Origin of the sequence: Saccharopolyspora rectivirgula DSM 43747, from assembly GCF_000497205.1 — a bacterium.
Classification (GTDB): Bacteria; Actinomycetota; Actinomycetes; order Mycobacteriales; family Pseudonocardiaceae; genus Saccharopolyspora; species Saccharopolyspora rectivirgula.
The window spans coordinates 17,231-37,413 of record NZ_AYJW01000039.1 but is presented as its reverse complement, the minus strand read 5'-3'; the positions used below and the strand labels follow the sequence as shown (position 1 = coordinate 37,413).

At 67.5% G+C, this 20,183-nt stretch carries 16 protein-coding genes and 1 tRNA gene; 7 read left to right on the top strand and 10 right to left on the bottom strand.

Annotated features, from left to right (window positions below; genetic code table 11):
- Positions 1-354: 354 nt before the first annotated feature.
- Positions 355-1,878 (bottom strand): glycoside hydrolase family 32 protein, encoded by a 1,524-nt coding sequence (locus SREC43747_RS0112240; RefSeq protein ID WP_051387980.1) that lies wholly within the window; start codon positions 1,876-1,878, stop codon positions 355-357.
- 1,237 nt (positions 1,879-3,115) lie between these two features.
- On the opposite strand from SREC43747_RS0112240, the gene SREC43747_RS0112235 reads away from it, so the two are divergent.
- Positions 3,116-3,631, top strand: coding sequence for an MFS transporter (locus tag SREC43747_RS0112235; protein WP_152528405.1), 516 nt, complete (start codon positions 3,116-3,118; stop codon positions 3,629-3,631).
- 7 nt (positions 3,632-3,638) lie between these two features.
- On the opposite strand, the gene SREC43747_RS0112230 is transcribed toward SREC43747_RS0112235, so the two are convergent.
- Positions 3,639-3,715, bottom strand: a tRNA-Leu gene (locus SREC43747_RS0112230).
- Between the two features lie 240 nt (positions 3,716-3,955).
- Here SREC43747_RS0112230 and SREC43747_RS0112225 point away from each other — a divergent pair.
- Positions 3,956-4,567: an ANTAR domain-containing response regulator gene (locus SREC43747_RS0112225; protein ID WP_029721536.1), complete on the top strand. Its 612-nt coding sequence runs from the start codon at positions 3,956-3,958 to the stop codon at positions 4,565-4,567.
- A 6-nt stretch (positions 4,568-4,573) separates the two neighbouring features.
- On the opposite strand, the gene SREC43747_RS0112220 is transcribed toward SREC43747_RS0112225, so the two are convergent.
- Positions 4,574-5,014, bottom strand: a complete 441-nt coding sequence (locus SREC43747_RS0112220) for a PaaI family thioesterase (RefSeq protein WP_051387979.1) — start codon at positions 5,012-5,014, stop codon at positions 4,574-4,576.
- 71 nt (positions 5,015-5,085) lie between these two features.
- On the opposite strand from SREC43747_RS0112220, the gene polA reads away from it, so the two are divergent.
- Entirely contained in the window at positions 5,086-7,776 is a 2,691-nt protein-coding gene (gene polA / locus SREC43747_RS0112215) for a DNA polymerase I (protein ID WP_029721533.1), read from the top strand.
- Positions 7,777-7,785: 9 nt separating this feature from the next.
- Here the strand turns inward: polA and SREC43747_RS19825 are convergent, their stop codons facing one another.
- A complete protein-coding gene (locus SREC43747_RS19825; protein WP_152528404.1) occupies positions 7,786-8,238 on the bottom strand; it encodes an STAS domain-containing protein in 453 nt (150 codons plus the stop codon).
- 407 nt (positions 8,239-8,645) lie between these two features.
- On the opposite strand from SREC43747_RS19825, the gene SREC43747_RS0112205 reads away from it, so the two are divergent.
- The gene (locus SREC43747_RS0112205) at positions 8,646-9,065 is read left to right on the top strand and encodes a VOC family protein (protein WP_029721530.1); all 420 of its coding nucleotides are present in this window, start codon (positions 8,646-8,648) and stop codon (positions 9,063-9,065) included.
- A gap of 54 nt (positions 9,066-9,119) precedes the next feature.
- On the opposite strand, the gene SREC43747_RS0112200 is transcribed toward SREC43747_RS0112205, so the two are convergent.
- The 4 genes from SREC43747_RS0112200 to SREC43747_RS0112185 are packed head-to-tail and all read right to left on the bottom strand — an operon-like array spanning position 9,120 to position 13,593.
- Complete coding sequence (locus SREC43747_RS0112200) at positions 9,120-11,144, bottom strand: YhgE/Pip domain-containing protein (protein WP_029721529.1); 2,025 nt, start codon at positions 11,142-11,144, stop codon at positions 9,120-9,122.
- Positions 11,144-11,827: an ATP-binding cassette domain-containing protein gene (locus SREC43747_RS0112195; RefSeq protein ID WP_051387977.1), complete on the bottom strand. Its 684-nt coding sequence runs from the start codon at positions 11,825-11,827 to the stop codon at positions 11,144-11,146. Before SREC43747_RS0112195 ends, SREC43747_RS0112200 begins: the two co-directional genes overlap by 1 nt.
- 40 nt (positions 11,828-11,867) lie before the next feature.
- The gene (locus SREC43747_RS0112190; RefSeq protein WP_029721527.1) at positions 11,868-12,797 is read right to left on the bottom strand and encodes a GNAT family N-acetyltransferase; all 930 of its coding nucleotides are present in this window, start codon (positions 12,795-12,797) and stop codon (positions 11,868-11,870) included.
- A 13-nt stretch (positions 12,798-12,810) separates the two neighbouring features.
- Entirely contained in the window at positions 12,811-13,593 is a 783-nt protein-coding gene (locus SREC43747_RS0112185; RefSeq protein ID WP_236623154.1) for a class I SAM-dependent methyltransferase, read from the bottom strand.
- Between the two features lie 376 nt (positions 13,594-13,969).
- Between SREC43747_RS0112185 and rpsA the strand changes: the two genes are divergently transcribed.
- Together rpsA and coaE are read left to right on the top strand one after the other, a co-directional pair.
- The gene (gene rpsA / locus SREC43747_RS0112180; protein WP_029721525.1) at positions 13,970-15,457 is read left to right on the top strand and encodes a 30S ribosomal protein S1; all 1,488 of its coding nucleotides are present in this window, start codon (positions 13,970-13,972) and stop codon (positions 15,455-15,457) included.
- 115 nt (positions 15,458-15,572) lie between these two features.
- On the top strand, positions 15,573-16,718 hold the full coding sequence (coaE, locus tag SREC43747_RS0112175; RefSeq protein WP_029721524.1) for a dephospho-CoA kinase: 1,146 nt from the start codon (positions 15,573-15,575) through the stop codon (positions 16,716-16,718).
- Between the two features lie 15 nt (positions 16,719-16,733).
- Here coaE and SREC43747_RS0112170 read toward each other — a convergent pair whose 3' ends face one another.
- Positions 16,734-17,180, bottom strand: a complete 447-nt coding sequence (locus tag SREC43747_RS0112170) for a hypothetical protein (RefSeq protein ID WP_236623153.1) — start codon at positions 17,178-17,180, stop codon at positions 16,734-16,736.
- Between the two features lie 117 nt (positions 17,181-17,297).
- Positions 17,298-17,918: a ribonuclease FAU-1 family protein gene (locus SREC43747_RS0112165; RefSeq protein ID WP_081722558.1), complete on the bottom strand. Its 621-nt coding sequence runs from the start codon at positions 17,916-17,918 to the stop codon at positions 17,298-17,300.
- Positions 17,919-18,016: 98 nt separating this feature from the next.
- On the opposite strand from SREC43747_RS0112165, the gene uvrB reads away from it, so the two are divergent.
- Positions 18,017-20,173 (top strand): excinuclease ABC subunit UvrB, encoded by a 2,157-nt coding sequence (gene uvrB / locus SREC43747_RS0112160; RefSeq protein WP_029721521.1) that lies wholly within the window; start codon positions 18,017-18,019, stop codon positions 20,171-20,173.
- Positions 20,174-20,183: the final 10 nt, after the last annotated feature.

The window sequence follows — 20,183 nt, the reverse complement described above, 5'->3', positions numbered from 1 at the left end:
GCGCCGATGCCTTCAAAGGCTTCCTCGCCCTCGCCGCCGCACTGACCTGCTTCAAGAAGCTCAAACAAGCCAAGTGAGACACGCTCTAAGCGCCTGTTCAGCCCCGCAGGTGAAATCAGGAGGTCGAGGCGCAGGCGCGGTTCCACGATGGGATTGGGTACGGCCCTGGCGGCGTGATGGGTTGGCACCTGCGCAAAGGACCAGGTGACGGCTGAAGCATGGGTATTCGCTGGCGGTGACGGTGGCCCTGTGGGTGGCGAGCCCAGACGAGAACTGCGTAGGCGAGATGATCGCCATGACCACCAAGCCCCGTTCTCCGACGGTGTGCTCGCCGCCCATATGTCCTGTGCGGCGTCAGGGTGCGAGGTCGAAGACCTCGATGTCGGCTTGCACCTGGCCGTTCGTGGCGAACAGGTGGACCTTGTCGCTACCGTCGTCCGGGAAGACCGCGTCGGTCAGCACGGCCCGCCCGCCCGCGGCGAAGACCTCGACGCCGCTGCGGTCGGCGACGATGCGCAGCGGCAGCACGCCGTCGGAGACGGTCAGCGGGGTGGTGTGCACGGCCGGGAACGTGCTGTGAACCTGTGTGGTGCCCGATTGGGTGCGGTCGATGAACAGCTCCTGCGCGGCGAGGTCGTAGCCGATGCGGGTGCGGTGGTTCGTCCCTGCGAAGACGTCGACGCCGACCGTTTCGGCCGCACCGAGCCGGAAGGTCGCGACGATGTCCAAGGCGGTCCCGGTGAACTCTGGGGTCTGGCCGTCGGTGACGACACCGCTCCAGGCGCGGCGGTTGGCGCGCACCGCTGCTAGTTCGTCGACCGGCTGCTGGGCGAGCTCGACGTTGCCGCCGGCTGCGGTCAGCGACAGCTGACGTGGGGTGGTGTACATGCCGCGCCACGGGTCGGTGGGGATCTCGCCGGCGTAGTTCCAGTTGCTCATCCAGCCCACCCACACTCGGCGGCCGTCCGGCATGTCGGAAAACGACTGCGGTGCGTAGAAGTCGGCGCCGCGGTCCGCCCAGAGCACGTCGTTCGGTGCGCCGTCGCTGGTGAAGGTGGTTCCGTCGAAGTCACCGAGGAAGTACTGGGTCGCCGAGCCTCCGGCCGGACCACCGGGGTTGATGCTGACGATCAGCACCCAGCGGGTGGGCCCGCCGTCCACCGGCAGCTCGAAGAGGTCCGGGCACTCCCACACACCGCCGTGCGAGCCGTGGTCGGCGCCGAACTCACTGAGCTTGTCCCATTCCACGAGGTTGGTCGAGCCGTAGATGTGGATGCGGTCTCCGGCAGCGACAAGCAGAATCCAGCGGTTGGTCGGGGCGTGCCAGAAAAGCTTCGGGTCGCGGAAATCGGGGATACCGGGGTTCGGGATGACGGGGTTGCCGGCGTATTTGGTCCAGGTGCGGCCGCGGTCGCTGCTGTAGGCGAGGCTTTGCTGTTGGGTGTCGCCCGCGCTGGTGTAGATCGCGACCAGGCCCGGTTGGCCGCCGAAGAAGCCGCTGCTGTCGTGGTGGTCGACCACGGCGCTGCCGGAGAAGATGTCGCCGAGCTCGTCGGGCTCCAGCGCCACCGGGAGTTCTTGCCAGCGCACGAGATCAGGGCTGACAGCGTGGCCCCAGGACAGGTTGCCCCACTGGTCGCCGTAGGGGTTGTGCTGGAAGAACAAGTGGTACTCGCCCTGGAAATATACCAGCCCGTTGGGGTCGTTCATCCAGTTGCGCGCGGGCGCGAATCGAACCGTCGGCCGCCACTGCGGGGTCTCTGCGGCGGAGGCGATGCCCCCGCCGGCGATAGCGTGTAGCGCGCCCAAACCGGCGAGCGCGCCGGTCGCGGCGAGGAAACGGCGGCGTCCCAGCATTAGCGGTCGTTGATCGTCCATATTCGCCACGGGTGCTCCTTTGCTCCGAGTTTCATGGACATCACGCACTGTCCGGATCCGGACAGCGATTACCTCACCCCCCGATTTCTGGGCGGTGCGGCGGAACTTCCGGTTAGGAAGTGGTTCTGAGGAGGAAGTGGAGAGCTGCGGGTTGGGTGGAGCTGTCATCTCGGTCGCCGCGAACGGATTTGACTCGGCGATCAACGAGGCTCCCTGCATTCATGCGGCACGACCCGCGCTGCGCTCGGCGGGGGCGGTCACCTTTCCGTGCAACGCCGCAGTTGGTGTCGACGGCGGACACGTGCCGGCAGTCCTGGCTCTCCAATGCGACGAGGCCGTGGCGGATGGTTTCCGGCGCCACCTCGGAGTCGGCGGTAGCCGGTAAGGCATCGACGTGTCCATCGCAACCTGCCCGATGCGCCAGCAGGTGCTGGAACTCTACCCGCGCATGTCTGGTTTCCTCCGGTTTGTGTTTGGTATTGCCTGATACTGCCCTGTGTTGCCGTATTGTCAAGGCCTCGATCACCATGATGAATGTTTCCGAGTCGACCCGGCTCGGCATGCCGGAGGGAGCTAGACGCAACCGGCAGCTGGGCCTTTCGGTTCGCGCGTCAGGGTTGTGATGACTGCGGCCACGACTGCAGACGGGCGCTGCCTGACGTGGGGAGGCGATCCTGGTCGGTCGATCCTGGTGACGGCAGCGGTGAGGCCGGCTTGCTGCTGATCAGTCATGTTGCCGTGGCCGTCGCCGCAGGTCCCCATCCCGTGCTCACCGGTCGCTCCGGACGGAAGGTCCTCGCAGTTCGCGGAGTTGGCCGGTGCTTCGAGACGCTTTCCACACACGCCAGGTGGTTGTCGAGCGCGGACCGTAGGTCTCGATTGACGTGGCATGCCCGAACTCGCTCGGTTGCAGGGAGATATCCACCCCTGAGTCAACGTTTCGCCTTATCGAGGCTTTCGCCGTCGAGGGGGCTGGCAACTGAGCGGATCTGCGCGGGGTTGCAGGTCTAATGAGTGCAAGGGCAAGGGCCCCTATTGCACGGAGTGTGCAACGTGCACTGATCTCGCCGTGGGATCGGCCGGCTTCGGTGCATGCACAGAGGGTGAACCTAGCGGGCGGGGCGCTGCTCACGTTGAGTCTGCCGTCGCAACCAACGCGATTCGTACATTCCCGGAAGCGACAAGCCGCGGCCCTGAACGGCAGTGGCCGCGCGTCCGTCGATGAGGGAGGCACATCGTGGTCAACAAAGCCGACCAACCAGGGGTGGAGCTCCACCCGCGCAGATTGAGAAAGGCTCGGCTGGCGACCTTCGTCAGCTTCTTCCAGCTCGGCGTGATGGTGTTCGCCTGGTCCACCGGAACGTCGTCGTTTCGCGCACAGCTAGGAATCGATGGAGTCGACGGCGACTCCGCATACGGTATGGACGCTCTGTCCATCGGAATTGGGTGTGCCATTGGCTGTTTCAGCGGTGGGCCGATCATGGATCGTCTGGGGGCCCGTCGGGTGCTCTCGTTTTGCCTCGTGCTATTCCCGCTCAGCCTGATCCCGCTCGCGTTCGTGCCCGGCTTCGGGGCCGCGTTCGCGTGCGGTCTGGTGATGGGAGTCGTGCGTGGTGCGGTGGACACCGCATCGAACGTGACTGTTCCGCGGTCGACGGCGCTCATCGGGTCGCACCCCGCTTTGCCCGGCGTTCCATGGCCAGGGATACCTCAACCCGGATCTGCAGGTCACCTGACCCGGGGAGTGGTGTGATTGCTGCTGGTGCCCCCGGTGCGACTCGAACGCACACTGGACGGATTTTGAGTCCGCTGCCTCTGCCGATTGGGCTACGGGGGCGTTGTGCTGAACATGGTACGCCAGAGGTGATCAACACGGTTGGGCGGGGGTCGCATTACATTTGGTCCTGGCGTGGTCCTGCAGGTATCCGCACCGGTGTTTCCCTGCGCACGAGGTTGTGCGCCGTTGGTGTCGTCATGGTCACGCTTGCGCGTCCACGCAGGGGGTATCACGACCGGTAAGCTGCGGTTTCCCGGTGCAAATCGCATCGGCGCACCCGAAGAGCGACCAGGAGGATTGGTGACGACGTCGGCTGCCGAAGACGCTCGTGAGGCAAAGCCCGTCGAACGTCGGGTACTTGTCGCCGAGGACGAGGCATTGATCAGGCTCGACCTCGTGGAAATGCTCCGCGAAGAGGGCTACGAGGTCGTTGGTGAGGCCGCGGACGGCCAGGAGGCCGTGCGGCTCGCCGAGGAACTCCGTCCGGATCTCGTCATCCTGGACATCAAGATGCCGAAGATGGACGGCATCGAGGCCGCGTCCAACATCGCCAGCCAGCGGATCGCTCCCGTGGTCATCCTGACCGCCTTCAGCCAGCGCGACCTCGTCGAGCGGGCCCGGGACGCCGGGGCGATGGCGTACCTGGTCAAGCCGTTCGCCAAGCGCGATCTCGTGCCGGCCATCGAGCTCGCCGTGTCCCGGTTCACCGAGCTGCAGGCCCTGGAAGCCGAGGTCACCGAGCTGTCGGAGCGGTTGGAAGCCCGCAAGGTCATCGAGCGGGCCAAGGGGCTGTTGATGACCAAGCGCGGTCTCAGCGAGCCGGACGCCTTCCGCTGGCTGCAGCGCACCGCCATGGACCGCCGGACCACGATGAAGGCGGTGGCCCAAGCGGTGCTGGACACCCTGGCCTGACGGCCGCTACCGCTGCGGCGGCCGCTTGCGCAGCACGCAGGTCAGGCGTGCTGAGCAGGTCCGGTTGCCCTGTTCGTCGGTGATCGTGATCTCGTAGGTGGCGGTCCTCCGGCCGAGGTGCTGGGGGGTGGCCACCCCGGTCACGACACCTTCGGTCACAGCGCGGTGGTGGGTGCAGGACAACTCCAGGCCGACGGCGACGCGGTCGGACCCGGCGTAGAGGGCCGCCGCCACCGAGCCCACGGTTTCGGCCAGCACCGCGTTCGCGCCCCCATGCAGCAGCCCGTAGGGCTGGCGGTTCCCGGCCACCGGCATCGTTGCCACCACTCGTTCAGGTGACCATTCGGTGAGCTCTATGCCCATCCGGTCGGTGAGCTGCTCGTCCGCGGCCTGCAGGACCGCGTTCAGCTCGCCGTCCTCGCTGGTGGCCGTGTTGTTGCTGTTCACTGCGGGCAACCGGGCGCCTCCTCTGCCTCGCGCACACGCCGTCAGGCGTTCAGCCTAAACTCGCCGCCGTGATGGATACCGAGGACCGACGTCTGCTGCTCATCGACGGCCACTCGATGGCCTACCGCGCGTTCTACGCCCTGCCGAAGGAGAACTTCCAGACCGCGACAGGGCAGCACACCAACGCGGTCTACGGCTTCACCTCCATGCTGATCAACCTGCTCAGAGATGAGCAGCCGACGCACCTCGCGGTCGCGTTCGACGTCTCCCGCCAGACCTTCCGCAGCGAAACCTACGCCGAGTACAAGGCGAACCGGAGCGCCACTCCGGACGAATTCCGCGGGCAGGTCAGCCTGATCCAAGACGTGCTGGGGGCGCTCAACATCCCGGTGTTGAGCAAGGAGAGCTACGAGGCGGACGACGTCATCGCCACGTTGACCACGCAGGCCACCGCGGCCGGTTACCGGGTGTCCATCTGCACCGGTGACCGGGACGCGCTGCAGCTGGTGACCGATTCGGTGACCGTGCTCTACCCCACGCGGGGTGTTTCCGAGCTCACCCGCTTCACCCCGGAGGCGGTGAAGGAGAAGTACGGGGTCACCCCGGAGCAGTACCCGGACTTCGCGGCGCTGCGCGGCGACCCGTCCGACAACCTGCCCAAGATCCCGGGGGTGGGGGAGAAGACGGTCACCAAGTGGATGCAGCAGTTCGGTTCCCTGGCCGAGCTGGTCGACCGGGTGGACGAGGTCAAGGGCAAGGCCGGTGCCGCGCTGCGGGAGCACCTGTCCAGCGTGCTGCTCAACCGGCAGTTGACGGAGCTGGTCAAGGACGTTCCGCTGGACCTCGGCCCCGACGACCTCGAGGTGCAGCCGTGGAACCGGGACGAGGTGCACCGGATCTTCGACGGTCTGGAGTTCCGGGTGCTGCGGGACCGGTTGTTCTCCACCCTCTCCAGCGCCGAGCCGGAGGCGGACGCCGGGTTCGAGGTCTCCGGTGGTGTCGTGCAGCCCGGCGAGCTGGCTTCCTGGTTGGACGAGCACGCCCGCAACGGGAACCGGGTGGGGCTCGCCTTCACCGGGCAGTGGGCGCGCGGGCGCGGCGACCTGTCCGGCATCGCCCTGGCCACCGCGGACGGGGCGGCTGCGTTCGTCGACGTCACCGAGCTCACCCAAGAGGACGAGCAGGTGCTGGCCGAGTGGTTGGCCGACCCGAACGCGCCCAAGGCGGCGCACGACGTCAAGGGGCCGCTGCACGCGGTCCGGGACCGGGGCTGGAGCCTGGCCGGTCTGACCAGCGACACCGCGCTGGCGGCCTACCTGGTCCGCCCGGGGCAGCGCACCTTCAACCTGCCGGACCTGGTGGTGCGGTACCTGCAGCGGGAGCTGCGCCTGGATTCCGATTCCCAGGACGGTCAGCTCTCCCTGCTGGAGGACGAGGCCGAGGCCAGCCGGAAAGCAGCCGAAGCCGAGCTGGTGAAGGCGCGGGCGGTGGCCGAATTGGCCGACGCCCTCGACGCGGAACTGGAGCGCATCGACAGCCGGCAGCTGTTGACCGACCTGGAGCTGCCCCTGCTGTTCGTGCTCAGCGAGATGGAGGCCGCCGGGATCGCGGTGGACGCCGAGCGGCTGGACGAGCTGGGGGCCCGGTTCGCCGCGCGGGTGAAGCAGGCCGAGCAGGACGCCTTCGCCGTGATCGGCAAGGAGATCAACCTGGGCTCGCCGAAGCAGCTGCAGGTGGTGCTGTTCGACGAGCTGGGCATGCCGAAGACCAAGCGCACCAAGACCGGCTACACCACGGACGCCGAGGCGCTGCAGACGCTGTACGAGAAGACCGAACACCCGTTCCTGCAGCACCTGCTGGAGCACCGCGACGCGGCCCGGTTGAAGACCACAGTGGATGGGCTGGTCAAGTCCATTTCACCGGACGGCCGGATCCACACCACGCTCAACCAGACGATCACGGCCACCGGGCGGCTTTCCTCCACCGACCCGAACCTGCAGAACATCCCGATCCGCACCGAAGAGGGGCGGCGGATCCGGGAGGTGTTCGTGGTCGGCGAAGGCTACGCGGAGCTGATGACCGCCGACTACAGCCAGATCGAGATGCGCCTCATGGCCCACCTGTCCGGGGACGAGGGGCTGATCGAGGCCTTCCGGTCGGGCGAGGACCTGCACAACTACGTCGCCTCCAAGGCGTTCGGGGTTCCGATCGACGAAGTGAGCCCGCAGTTGCGGCGCCGGGTCAAGGCGATGTCCTACGGGCTGGCCTACGGGCTTTCCGCGTACGGTCTCGCGCAGCAGTTGCGGATCTCGACCGAGGAGGCGCGGGAGCAGATGGACGCCTACTTCGCGCGGTTCGGTCGAGTTCGCGACTACTTGCACGAGGTGGTGGAGCGCGCCCGCAAGGACGGTTACACCTCGACCATCCTGGGGCGGCGCCGCTATCTTCCGGATCTGCTCAGCGACAGCCGCCAGCGCCGGGAAATGGCGGAGCGGATGGCGTTGAACGCACCGATCCAGGGCAGTGCCGCGGACATCATCAAGGTGGCGATGCTCGGGGTGCGCAAGGCGCTGCGGGAGAACGGGTTGCGCTCCCGGATGCTCTTGCAGGTGCACGACGAACTGATCGTCGAGGTGGCCGACGGAGAGCGGGCTGCTGTCGAGCAGCTGATCAGGGAACAGATGGGGTCGGCCTACGAACTCGATGTTCCGCTCGATGTTTCAGTCGGCTACGGCCGCTCCTGGGACGCGGCGGCGCACTGAGCGCTGTTCCTAGTCAGCTGGAAGCCGTCGGGTCGGCACGGCCGGCATTTGCCGGGCGGAGGCCGCCTCGGCGGCTTCGATGCTCTGGTAGCGCGGGATGTCGGTCAGTCCGCCTGCCCAGAGCGCCCGGTCGATCGTGGGGTTCGGCTCGGCGACGATGCTGAGGAACTTGTCGTGGTGGGTTGCCCAGTTGTGGGCGGAGGCCAGCACTTCGAGTCCGGCTGCGCCGAGGAAGGTGACTTGCCGCAGGTCGATGGTCAGCACGGATAAGGTGCTGGCCAGGCGCGGCCACAGCACGTGGGCCAGGCGGGGGGCGGTGGCCGTGTCCAGCGCGCCCGAGACGTGCAGCACGGCCAGTCCCGGATTGGTGAAATCCATTTTCAACGCCAGCTGGGAAGCCGTGCTGTTCATGGTGGACCTGTCGGTGGACTGGTCCATGACGCGGGTGCGTGTTGTTGGCACGGGTCCTCCTCTCGTCGGTATCCCGTGTAGACGGAAGATGATCGTGAAAGCGGTGCAATCGCGCCCCTGGGCTATTGATCAGCAGTTGGAGCGAACCGCTTGACGACTTGTTGTGACGCCGACACTACCCACGGCAACCCGCTCGTGTCGACTCATGCGTTTGGTCCGAGTGGAACTCCGGGAATTCAGTGAGGTTCGGTACAGCATGACACAGCTGTCTCGGACCGGTTACGAAGTGGTGGTTCACCGCTTGCGCTGCGTGCCCGGAGTCGTTAGATGAGTGGAATCCCACAGCGACGACCGGTGCTTCGTGCTGGCAGGAGCTGAAGATAGCCTTCCCTGGTTGCGGCGAGCAGCTGGCTGGCTGCGGCCTTCCGTGCAGATGCCCCGGACCACCAAGGAGGAGCATGATCAGCCTCGAGCAAGTGGACCACTTGGTTCTCACCGTCACCGATGTCGATCGGGCAGTGGAGTTCTACGAGCAGATCCTGGGCATGACGCCGGTGGAACTGCCGGAAGGACGGCGCGCGGTGCGTTTCGGGAACCAGACCATCAAACTGCATGGGGCCAGTGAATTGGTGCAACCAACCGCAACGCATCCGGTGCCGGGCTCGGCGAACTTGTGCTTCATCACCAGACAGCCGCTCAGCGAGGTGCAGGAGCATCTGCGGGCCAACGAGGTGCGGATCGAGGAGGGGCCGGTCAGCCGCACCGGTTCGGTCGGCCCGATCACATCGCTGTACTTACGGGACCCGGACGGCAATCTGCTGGAGATCGCCCGCTACGACGACGAGGCTGCTGCAGAGGAAGGCGGAGCAGGGAAGTGATGCGGAACGAGGAACCCCGCGCCCCAGGGCGCGGGGTTCCTCGTCGTCACCGGTCTACAGCGACAGCTCGGGCTTGAGCTTGCTCGGGCTCCAGACCTGCTGGCGCCACGCGGCGATTGAGCTCAGCAGCAGGCCGGCGACCAGGTAGCTGAGCAGCACTCCCGCCGAGGTGAGCGCGGTCTCGATGCCTGGCCCGCCGTAGAGCAGGTGCCGCAACCCGTCCACCACGTAGCTCAGCGGCAGCACCTTGTGCAGCGGGTGCAGCGGTTCGGGCAGGGTCTGCCACGGGAAGGTGCCGCCTGCTGTGACCAGCTGGAGCACCAGGATCAGCAGGGCGATGAACTTGCCCTTCGGCCCGAAGGCGGCGTTGAGCCCGTGGACGATGGCGGTGAAGGCGAACGAGGTGAGGACCAAGAAGCCCAGGGACCACCCGAAGTGGGCGGGCTGGATCCCGATGCCGAAGACCACCACGAAGTACAGCAGGTTCGCCTGGAGCAGGCCGATCGCGGCCGCCGGCAGCCATCCTCCTATCGCCACCTTCCACGGCGCCGTGCCCGTGGCCAGGGCGCGCGGCGACAGCGGGCGCATCAGCAGGAAGAGCACGAACCCGCCGATCCACAGGGCCAGGCCCATGAAGAACGGGGCGAGACCGGCCCCGTAGGTGGCTGCTTTGACCTGGGCGTCGTTGTCCACGACAACGGGGTCGCCGATGGTCTCCGCGGTCTCCTTGCGGGTCTTCTCGTCCGGGTTGGGGATCTCGTCGACGCCTTTGCCCAGTTCCGTGGCCAGGGTTCGGGAGCCGTCGGCCAGCTGGCTGGTGCCGTCGGTGAGCTGGTCGGTGCCGTTGGCCAGTTCGCCGATGCCGGACACGAGCTGCTGGGTGCCGGCCAGCGCCTGCTGTTCGCCGGCGGCCAGGTCGTGAGCTCCGTCGTCGACCTCGGCGGCTCCGTCGGCGAGCCGGTTGATGCCGTCGGTCAGGGCGGGGGTGGCGTCGGCGAGCTTGCGGCTGCCGTCGGCCACCATGCGGGACCCCTCGGCGAGGGTGCGGATCTGGCCGATCTGGGTCTGCACCTGGTCGTTGATGTTGTTGGCCGGGGAGTTCAGTTTGTCCAAATTGTCCATGAGGCGCTGGATGGTGGCCTCGTCCACGCCGAGTTCCCGCAGCGACTGCGCCATCTGCGCCTTGGTCTCGTCGAGGTGGTCGATGATCTGCTGCGACCGGTCGGCCACCACGCCGAGCTTCTCGGCGAGCAGCTCGTTGCCGGCGGCCACTTGCTCGGCCCCGTCGGCCAGCTGCGCCGTCTGCTCGGGGAGGGCTGCGGTGGACTGCTGGAGTTGTTGGAGCCCGTCGTTGAGCTGGCTGGTTCCGCCGGCCAGGCGGTCGGCCCCGTCGGCCAGTTCGTAGTGGCCGTTCAGCAGTTCGTTGGCGCCGGCGCTGAGCTGGTTGGTGCCCTGCTGCAGTTGGCCCGCGCCGTCGTGCACCTGGCCGGCGCCGTCGGCCAACTGGTTCGCCCCGTTGACGGCCTCCATGGTCTTGTCGTGCACGGTGCTGAAGCCGAGGAGGAACTGTTCGGCAGCTTCGGTCCCGGTGCTCTCGGCGATGCCCCTGCGCACCTCGGCGGCCACTTGGTCGGCGAAGGTGCCGACCAGCGCGTTGTTGGCGTCGTTGGTGATCAGCTTCAGCTTCGCCTGTTGCGGTTTCAGCTCCCCTGAGGACTGCAGCGCGGCGGAGAAGTCCTTCGGGATCACCAGGGCGAAGGTGTAGCGGCCGGTGGAGACGCCGTGGGCGGCGTTCTTGGCGCTGGTGCGGTGCCACTCGAAGCTGTCCGAGTCCAGCAGCTTCTGGTAGACCTCGTCACCGGCGTTGAAGTGGCTCCCGTCGGAGCGGGTGGTGCCGGTGTCCTCGATGGCGACGGCCGCGGGAACCGACTGCAGGCGGTTGTAGGGATCCCAGTTGGCGTACAGGTACAGGGCTCCGTACAGCAGCGGGATGATGGTGATCGCCACCATGGCCAGTTTGGGGAGCTTTCCCGCGGTGAGCCTGCGTAACTCTGTTGCGGCTAGACGGAAAACTGTCATCAGGCACTCTCAGCTGGTTCGGGGGAGGACGGCTGGTCGGTTTCTGGGGAGGACTGCGGGTCGGGGCGGTTGTCCGTGCCGATGCGGGCGAACGGGACGTTCAACTTCTCGGCGCTGTGCGGTGAGCAGAGAACGGCGACGGTCATGCCGGCTTCGGAGCGTTCGGCTGCCAGCCGGTACCAGTCGGAGGGGTCTCCTCCGTGCCGGTCGGGCGAGTCGAGGACGAGGGCCTGCACCGAGCGCGATTCGCACGCCAGCTGGACGAGCAGGCGGGTGCGTTCCGCTGCGGGCAGGTGCTCGAACCGTTCGCCGCGGTGGTCGCTGAAGTTGTGGCGTTCCATCCACTTCCGCACGTACCGGGGATTGGACGGGCGGTCGGCCAGGCACAGGGCTTCGGCCACGACGTGCTGCACCTGGAGGGCGCCGTCGGGTTCGGTGACTTCAGGCGCGTCGATGACCGCGGTGTGCCGGCGGACCGCGCGTCGACGGGTGGACTTTCCGATCCGCACTCGCCCGCTGGTGGGGCGGAGCCGGCCGGAGAGGACCAGGGCCAGCGCGGTGCGCGCGAGGGCCTGGTCGCCGGCTATCAGCAGCAGCTGTCCCGAATGGATCCGCAGTGAGGTGGGGGCGAGCAGCTGTCCGCTTGGTCCGCGCACCTCGATGTCCTCTGCGACGATCTCCACGTCGACTCCTTCTCGGGGTCGGTGCGCCGCACGGGAGGGATCAGCGCAGCGCGACTGCCGGACGCGCCTCCCATATGGTCCACAGTGGCCGGTATCCCTGGCGGGGCCAGAACACTGAGGACAGCGGGTTCGGGAGGTTGTAGTACAGGAAGTTGCCGATGACCCCGGCACGGAAGAACTCCTGGTGTGCCGTGGCCATCAGCGCTCGGCCGACGCCGGTGCCGCGCGCCTGCTCGTGCACCGACAGGCAGTTGACGTAGGCCCACCTGCCGGGGTGCAGTCGGTGCCCGCCGGGTGACCGGGTGGTGTCCACCCAGGCGCACTCGGCGACCGCGACGGGTTCGCCTTCCCGTTCCGCGAGCCAGACCGGGTCGCTGGTGCGCAGTCGTACGTGCGCGGCGGCCCGTTTCAGCTGCGGCGCGTTGGGGCGGAAGGTGGACGCTCCGACCAGAGACGCGTACTTGAGCTCGGCGAGGGTGAGCTCGACTACTGCCTCCAGGTCGGCGGGCCCAGCGCGGCGCACCTTTACGGTACCAGATAGTTCCGTAAGTGGTTGTGGCGCCGGCGGGCGCACGGCGAGCACCGACAGCGGCACGAATCCGTGGTCCAGCAGGGCTCGGGTGGCCTCCACGTCCCGGCTCGGCCAGGCGACCACGCAAGAGGAATCCTGATCAGGGACGTCCTGCTCCGCGAGCCATGCCTTCCACTCGGCCAGCAGCGCCGCCATCCCCGCGCCGGGGTGCTCCCCGAGCACCGGGTAGAGCTCGAAGACCTCGGCCGTCTGCCACAGCAGTTGGAGCGAGCCAGGCGGGTTCGAGGTGTGCACGATCACGCCCGCGACGAGCTCTCCGTCGGCGGTGCGGGCCTTGATGGGCTCGCCGGCCGGCAGGTAGTAGGTGGGCGGCAACTGCTCGTCCAGGGCGCGGAACCGCGCGCACTGGGCCTGGTGGAGGTGGTGGGCTCGGCTCACGGAGCACTCCGGATCAGTCCAGCAAGCAGACGAAGATCGCTGTTCCGGGGAACAGTTTGCCCCGGATCGGCCCCCACTGCCCCCAGATCAAGGTGTGCCCCTCCGGCCATTCCGGCTCCACCAGGTCCACCAGGCGGAACCCCGTCGCGGTGAGCTGCCGGACGTAGTCGCCGAGGGTGCGGTGGTGCTCCACGTAAACCGTCCGGCCGTACTGGTCGGCTTCCACGTACGGGGTGCGGTCGAAGTAGGACTGGGTGACAGTCAAGCCGGTGGGCCCCGGGTCGTCGGGGAAGATCCACCGCATCGGGTGGGTCACCGCGAAGACCCAGCGCGAGCCGGGCTTCAACACCCGGGCGACCTCCCGCATCACCGCTTCCGAATCCGCCACGAACGGGATCGCGCCGAACGCCGAGAAGGCCAGGTCGAAGGAGTCGTCGGCGAACGGCATCACGTCCGCGCTGGCCTGGACGAGCGGGAAGGCGGTGCCGACGCGCTCGCTGTCCTGCCGGGCGTGCCGCAGCATCCCCGAGGAGATGTCCAGGCCCACCGGGTGGGCGCCCTGGAGGGTCAGCCATCGGGAGCAGGCAGCTGCTCCGCAGCCGACTTCCAGCACCCGGCGGCCTCGGAAGTCGCCGAGCAGCCCGGCTTGCTCCTCCCGGAGTCCCTCCGGGCACCACACGAAGTCGTCGACGCCCAGGAAGTCGCCGTGTTCGGCCTGGTAGTTGTCGGCGTCCAGGTCCCACCAGAAGCGGCTCGCGGCGCGCGACTCGGCTGCTCCGACCTTGCGTTTGATCACACCCCAGTCGTCTGGAGTGGAACTGGTCGTAGTATTCTGAGAAAAAGTGCTTTCTGGATCGTCGGCTTCCGACACAGGTTTCTCCCTGCCAGTCTGGGGTACCGCTCGGACGTGAGCATTCTCCCCGTTCGCGCGAACCTGGAGTGGCGGGGCGGGTGCGGTTTGCCGAACGATCGGGGAAGCGCGTACTATACCGCCCGCGCCATGGGTCTTCATTGTCCGCAGTTTCCTGCCTGGGTGATCACCCGGATCGGATTCCGTAGGACAGGAAAATTCCGCGCGTCCGGCCGGTGCGGTCGGGTGCAGCGGGTACCCACGGCGTAGTGAAGTAAGTAGGAATCCAACGACAACTATCCGTACCGGAGCAACCCACCTGATGTCCACCGACACCACCACCGTCCCGACTGCAGCCGCTACCAAGCCGCAGGTCGCAGTGAACGACGTCGGGACGGAGGAGGACTTCCTCGCCGCCGTCGACCAGACCATCAAGTACTTCAACGACGGAGACATCGTTGAAGGCACCATCGTCAAGGTCGATCGCGACGAGGTGCTGCTTGATATCGGCTACAAGACCGAGGGCGTCATCCCGTCCCGCGAGCTGTCGATCAAGCACGACGTCGATCCTGCCGAGGTCGTCGCCGTTGGCGACTTCGTCGAAGCCCTTGTCCTGCAGAAGGAGGACAAGGAAGGCCGGCTGATCCTCTCCAAGAAGCGCGCCCAGTACGAGCGCGCTTGGGGCACCATCGAGGAGCTCAAGGAGAAGGACGAGCCCGTGCGCGGCACCGTCATCGAGGTCGTCAAGGGCGGTCTCATCCTCGACATCGGGCTGCGCGGCTTCCTGCCCGCTTCGCTGGTCGAGATGCGTCGCGTTCGCGACCTGCAGCCCTACGTCGGGCGCGAGCTCGAGGCCAAGATCATCGAGCTGGACAAGAACCGCAACAACGTCGTTCTGTCCCGCCGCGCCTGGCTGGAGCAGACCCAGTCCGAGGTTCGCAGCGAGTTCCTGCACCAGCTGCAGAAGGGCCAGGTCCGCAAGGGCGTCGTGTCCTCCATCGTCAACTTCGGTGCTTTCGTGGACCTCGGTGGCGTCGATGGTCTGGTGCACGTCTCCGAGCTGTCCTGGAAGCACATCGACCACCCGAGCGAGGTCGTCGAGGTGGGCCAGGAGGTCACGGTCGAGGTCCTGGACGTGGACATGGACCGCGAGCGCGTGTCGCTGTCCCTGAAGGCCACCCAGGAAGACCCGTGGCGGCAGTTCGCCCGCACGCACGCCATCGGCCAGATCGTCCCGGGCAAGGTCACCAAGTTGGTGCCGTTCGGTGCGTTCGTCCGCGTCGACGAGGGCATCGAGGGCCTGGTGCACATCTCCGAGCTGGCCGAGCGGCACGTGGAGATCCCGGAGCAGGTCGTCCAGGTCGGCGACGAGGTCATGATCAAGGTCATCGACATCGACCTGGAGCGTCGTCGGATCTCCCTGTCGCTGAAGCAGGCCAACGAGGGCTTCTCGCCGGACGCGGAGTTCGACCCGACCCAGTACGGCATGATCGCCGAGTACGACGCCGAGGGGAACTACATCTACCCCGAGGGCTTCGACCCGGAGACCCAGGAGTGGAAGCCCGGCTACGAGAAGCAGCGGGACGAGTGGGAGCGCCAGTACGCCGAAGCCCACGCTCGCTACGAGAAGCACATGGCTCAGGTCGCCAAGGCCCGGCAGGCCGAGGCGGAAGCCGCTGCTGCGGAAGCCGAAGGTGGCGAAGAGCAGGGCGGCGGCAACTACTCCTCCGAGTCGGAGGAGGACCGCGGTTCGCTGGCCAGCGACGCTCAGCTGGCGGCGCTGCGGGAGAAGCTCTCGGGCGGTGCGTGATCCGCTGATCGAGGCAACTGCCGCATAGGTGTTGGAAACGGCCCCGTGTTCGCACGGGGCCGTTTTCGTTCACCGGGGAGGTTGCGCAGGTGTTGGCACCTGGCAAGATGACCGCGTGCTACGTGTGGGATTAAGCGGCGGCATCGGTTCTGGCAAGTCGACGGTCGCCCGACGGCTGCAGGAACACGGTGCGGTTCTCATCGACGCCGACCAGCTGGCCAGGGAGGTTGTGACCCCCGGGACGCCCGGCCTGGCCGAGATCGTGGAGCGGTTCGGGCCGGAGGTGCTGGACGAGCACGGCGCGCTGAACCGCCCCGAGCTGGCGCGGAGGGTCTTCGGCGACGAAGCGGCCCGAGCCGATTTGAACGCGATCACCCACCCGCGGATCGCGGAGCTGACCGCGCAGCGGATGGCGCGGGCTCCGGAGGACGCGATCGTGGTGCACGACATCCCGCTGCTGGTGGAGGCCGGGTACGCGCCGAACTACCACCTGGTGATCATCGTGGACGCCCCGGTCGAGACCAGGGTGCAGCGCCTCGTCGAGCGCGGCCTGCAGGAGGAGGACGCCCGGGCCAGGATCCGGGCGCAGGCCACCGAGGAACAGCGCCGCGCGGTGGCCGACGTGTGGCTGGACAACAGCGGTTCGATGGCCGAGTTGCTGGCGGCAGTCGACCGGCTGTGGAACGACCGGCTGCTCCCCTTCGAGCGCAACGTGCGCGCCCGCAGGCCAGCGCTGCGCAGCGGTCTCCCGCGCGTGCCGGCCGACCCCTCGTGGCCCCGCCAGGCCCAGCGGTTGATGGCCCGCATCCAGAAGGCGGCCGGTGATCTGGCCGTGCGCGTCGATCACGTCGGCCCCACCTCGCTGCCCGATCAATCCGCTGAGGACATCATCGACCTGCAGCTGTCGGTGCGCTCGATGGAGGACGCCGACGCGCTGGCCCAGCCTTTGGCCGAGGCCGGCTTTCCGCCGATTCCCGAGGTGACCGCGGACCGTCCGATGGGAGGCGACACCGACCTGGAGCAGTGGGAGAAGCGGCTGCACAGCAGTGCCGACCCGGGGCGGCCGGCGCACGTGCACATCCGCGCGGTGGACCGGTCGAACTGGCGGTTCGGGCTGCTGCTGTTCGACTGGCTGCGGGAGGACGAGCAGGCGCGTGCCGAGTACGCGCGGGAAACCGCCGACGGAGCGGAGGTCGAGTGGCTGAGCCAGGCGGTCCCGCGGGCTGAGCAGTGGGCGACCCGAACCGGATGGCGACCCTGATCGCTCGCCGCGGAGTCACCAGGTGCGGTAGATGCCCTGGTGGGCGAGCCACTGCCGGATGTCGTGGTGCCGGCTGAGCTCGTCGAGCGCGCGGTGCACCGTGCGCAGGGCGAATTCCGCGTCGCTCGGTGGGATCGAGCCGGTGGTGACGGCCGCCGCGAATTGCTGGCAGTGGATGATCCGGGCAGGTCCCCGGTCCGGTATTTCCAGCCCGAGCAGCAGATCGGTCCAGGCCCACGAGTGGGCGTCGGGTTGGATCCTGGCCGCGGTCAGCACGGCGGGATCGGGGCGGCGGTGCCGGCTGCGCGGTTGGAAGCGGGTGAGCCGCAACCCCAGCTCGGGCAGCAGCCAGGTGATCTCCAGGTCGTGCTCGGGCGCGTCCGGGGTGCGGCACTCCACGGCCAAGCCCCATCGTTCGAGCCGGCAGGAGGTGAGCTGGTGGACAGCCCCTGAAGTGCGCACCCGCTTTGCACCGAAAAGATCGATGACTTCAACCAGTTGAGTGGAAGTGGCCACGCTCACAATCTCTGACAGTAGTCGGAAAATCGCTGTCAGAGATTGTGAGCAGCTATTTTTCCGCTAACATTTCGGTCTGCTCTCGGTATCGACCGGGTGTTGCGAGCGCCCTCGGGCGCGGCGCGCCGACCCCACCGCGTCGTCCTGCCAGGTGAGCGTGATTCCTCGCGAGGCGAGCATCCGGGGCAGGTCGTACCCGGTTCGGGCGAGACCGTCGACGGTGCGCCAGGTGATGTCCATGGCCCGCTGCGCGGTTTCCGCCGAGAGCAGCCCCGCCTGCACGGCCAGCGCGAACTCGTCGGTGTCCAGCACCCAGGCGTCCCGCCCGTGTTGGACCTTGATGTCCAGGTACCAGTCGGTGCTCCGCCACCGGGTGGGTCCGGTTTCGACGTCGACGATGTCGAGGTAGTAGTCCAGGTCTTCGGCCTTCCCGGGGTGCCAGTGCTGCCGGGTCACCCGCAACCCCAGCTCGGGCAGCAGCCACGACTCCAACCCCGCGAACCTGGGGTGCCCGGGCATCGGCCTCCGCAGGTAAAGGCCGAACGGAGCGAGCCGGTACTCGGTCACTTGGCGCACGTGTTTCTTCGGGTCGGTGTTGGTGCCGGCCGCCACGTCGAACACTTCGACTTTCGGAGGATGAACGGGAAGGTCGAGCTCTTCGAGGTGCTGGCTTTTGGCGCCCATTCGGCTACTCTACGTAGCTGGTATTCGGTTGTGAAGAGCACAGCTCACCCGCTCGCCGGGTTTTCCGAACTGTCGTGGGCAGCTCGTACGCTGGTGTCGTGGCTTTCGCAACCGAGCATCCCGTACTTGCCCATTCCGAGTTCCGGCCGGTCAACGAGATCCCGCGGACCGAAGGCCGGTTCAAGGTGGTCAGCGAGTACGAGCCTGCGGGGGACCAGCCGCAGGCCATCGACGAACTCGAGCGCCGGATCAAGGCGGGCGAGAAGCACGTGGTGCTGCTTGGGGCCACCGGTACCGGAAAGTCGGCCACCACGGCCTGGTTGATCGAACGCCTGCAGCGGCCGACGTTGGTGCTGGAGCCGAACAAGACGCTCGCCGCGCAGATGGCCAACGAGCTGCGCAGCTTCTTCCCGGAGAACGCGGTCGAGTACTTCGTCAGCTACTACGACTACTACCAGCCGGAAGCGTACGTCCCGCAGACCGACACCTACATCGAGAAGGACTCCTCGATCAACGAGGACGTCGAGCGGCTGCGGCACTCGGCCACGTCGAACCTGCTCAGCCGCCGGGACTGCGTCGTGGTGTCCTCGGTGTCGTGCATCTACGGCCTGGGCACTCCCCAGTCGTACCTGGACCGCTCCATCCACCTGCAGGTGGGCGGTGAGATCGACCGGGACGTGTTCCTGCGGGCCCTGGTCGACGTCCAGTACACCCGCAACGACGTGGCGTTCGCCCGGGGCACCTTCCGGGTGCGCGGGGACACCGTCGAAGTGATCCCCGCCTACGAGGAGCTGGCGGTGCGGGTCGAGTTCTTCGGCGACGAGATCGACCGCCTGTACTACCTGCACCCGCTCACCGGTGACGTGGTGCGGGAAGTAGACGAGCTGCGGATCTTCCCGGCCACCCACTACGTGGCCAGCCCGGAGCGGATGGAGAAGGCGATCCGCTCCATCGAGCAGGAGCTCGAAGAGCAGGTGGCGAAGCTGGAGAAGCAGAACAAGCTGCTGGAAGCCCAGCGGCTGCGGATGCGCACCCAGTACGACATCGAAATGATGCGGCAGGTGGGCTTCTGCTCCGGCATCGAGAACTACTCGCGGCACATCGACGGCCGCGAGCCGGGGTCCGCGCCAGCCACCCTGCTGGACTACTTCCCCGACGACTTCCTGCTGATCATCGATGAGTCGCACGTGACGGTGCCGCAGATCGGCGGGATGTACGAGGGGGACGCCTCCCGCAAGCGCACCCTGGTCGAGCACGGGTTCCGGCTGCCGAGCGCGCTGGACAACCGGCCGCTGAAGTGGGAGGAGTTCAGCGAGCGGATCGGGCAGACGGTGTACTTGTCGGCCACCCCGGGGGCGTACGAGATGGAGCAGGCCGGCGGGGAGTTCGTCGAGCAGGTCATCCGACCGACCGGTCTGGTCGACCCGGAAGTGATCGTGAAGCCGACCGAAGGCCAGATCGACGACCTGGTGCACGAGATCCGGGAGCGGGCGGAACGCGACGAGCGGGTGCTGGTCACCACGTTGACCAAGAAGATGGCCGAGGACCTGACCGACTACCTGCTCGAACTGGGCATCCGCGTCCGCTACCTGCACTCCGAGGTCGACACGCTGCGCCGGGTGGAACTGCTGCGCCAGCTGCGGCTCGGCGAGTACGACGTGCTGGTCGGCATCAACCTGCTGCGGGAGGGCCTGGACCTGCCGGAGGTCTCCCTGGTGTCCATCCTGGATGCCGACAAGGAGGGCTTCCTGCGTTCGGAGACCAGCCTGGTGCAGACCATCGGGCGGGCCGCCCGGAACGTGTCCGGCCAGGTGCACATGTACGCCGACCGCGTCACCGAGTCGATGCAGCGGGCGATCGACGAGACCAACCGGCGCCGGGCGAAGCAGATCGCCTACAACGAAGCGAACGGCATCGACCCCAAGCCGCTGCGCAAGAAGATCGCCGACATCCTCGACCGCGTCTACAGCGAGGCCGAGGACACCGAGGAGAAGGTGCCGGTCGGTGGTTCCGGGCGCAACGCCTCCCGCGGCAAGAAGCCGGCAGGGGAGGGGGTGCCGAGCGTCGGTCTGCTGGAGGGCCGCGACGCCAAGTCGATGCCGCGGGCGGAGCTGGCCGAGCTCATCCAGCAGCTGAACGAGCAGATGGTGAACGCGGCTCGGGAGCTGCAGTTCGAGCTGGCCGCTCGCTTGCGGGACGAGATCGCCGATCTCAAGAAGGAGCTGCGCGGCATGGATGCCGCGGGCATCCAGTGAACTGGTGGCG

Coding starts and splice junctions, on each gene's coding strand:
- polA (WP_029721533.1), top strand. CDS start 5,086: ATGGATACCGAGGACCGACGTCTGCTGCTCATCGACGGCCACTCGATG.
- rpsA (WP_029721525.1), top strand. CDS start 13,970: ATGTCCACCGACACCACCACCGTCCCGACTGCAGCCGCTACCAAGCCG.
- SREC43747_RS0112200 (WP_029721529.1), bottom strand. CDS start 11,144: ATGACAGTTTTCCGTCTAGCCGCAACAGAGTTACGCAGGCTCACCGCG.
- SREC43747_RS0112205 (WP_029721530.1), top strand. CDS start 8,646: ATGATCAGCCTCGAGCAAGTGGACCACTTGGTTCTCACCGTCACCGAT.
- SREC43747_RS0112240 (WP_051387980.1), bottom strand. CDS start 1,878: ATGGACGATCAACGACCGCTAATGCTGGGACGCCGCCGTTTCCTCGCC.
- SREC43747_RS0112165 (WP_081722558.1), bottom strand. CDS start 17,918: ATGGGCGCCAAAAGCCAGCACCTCGAAGAGCTCGACCTTCCCGTTCAT.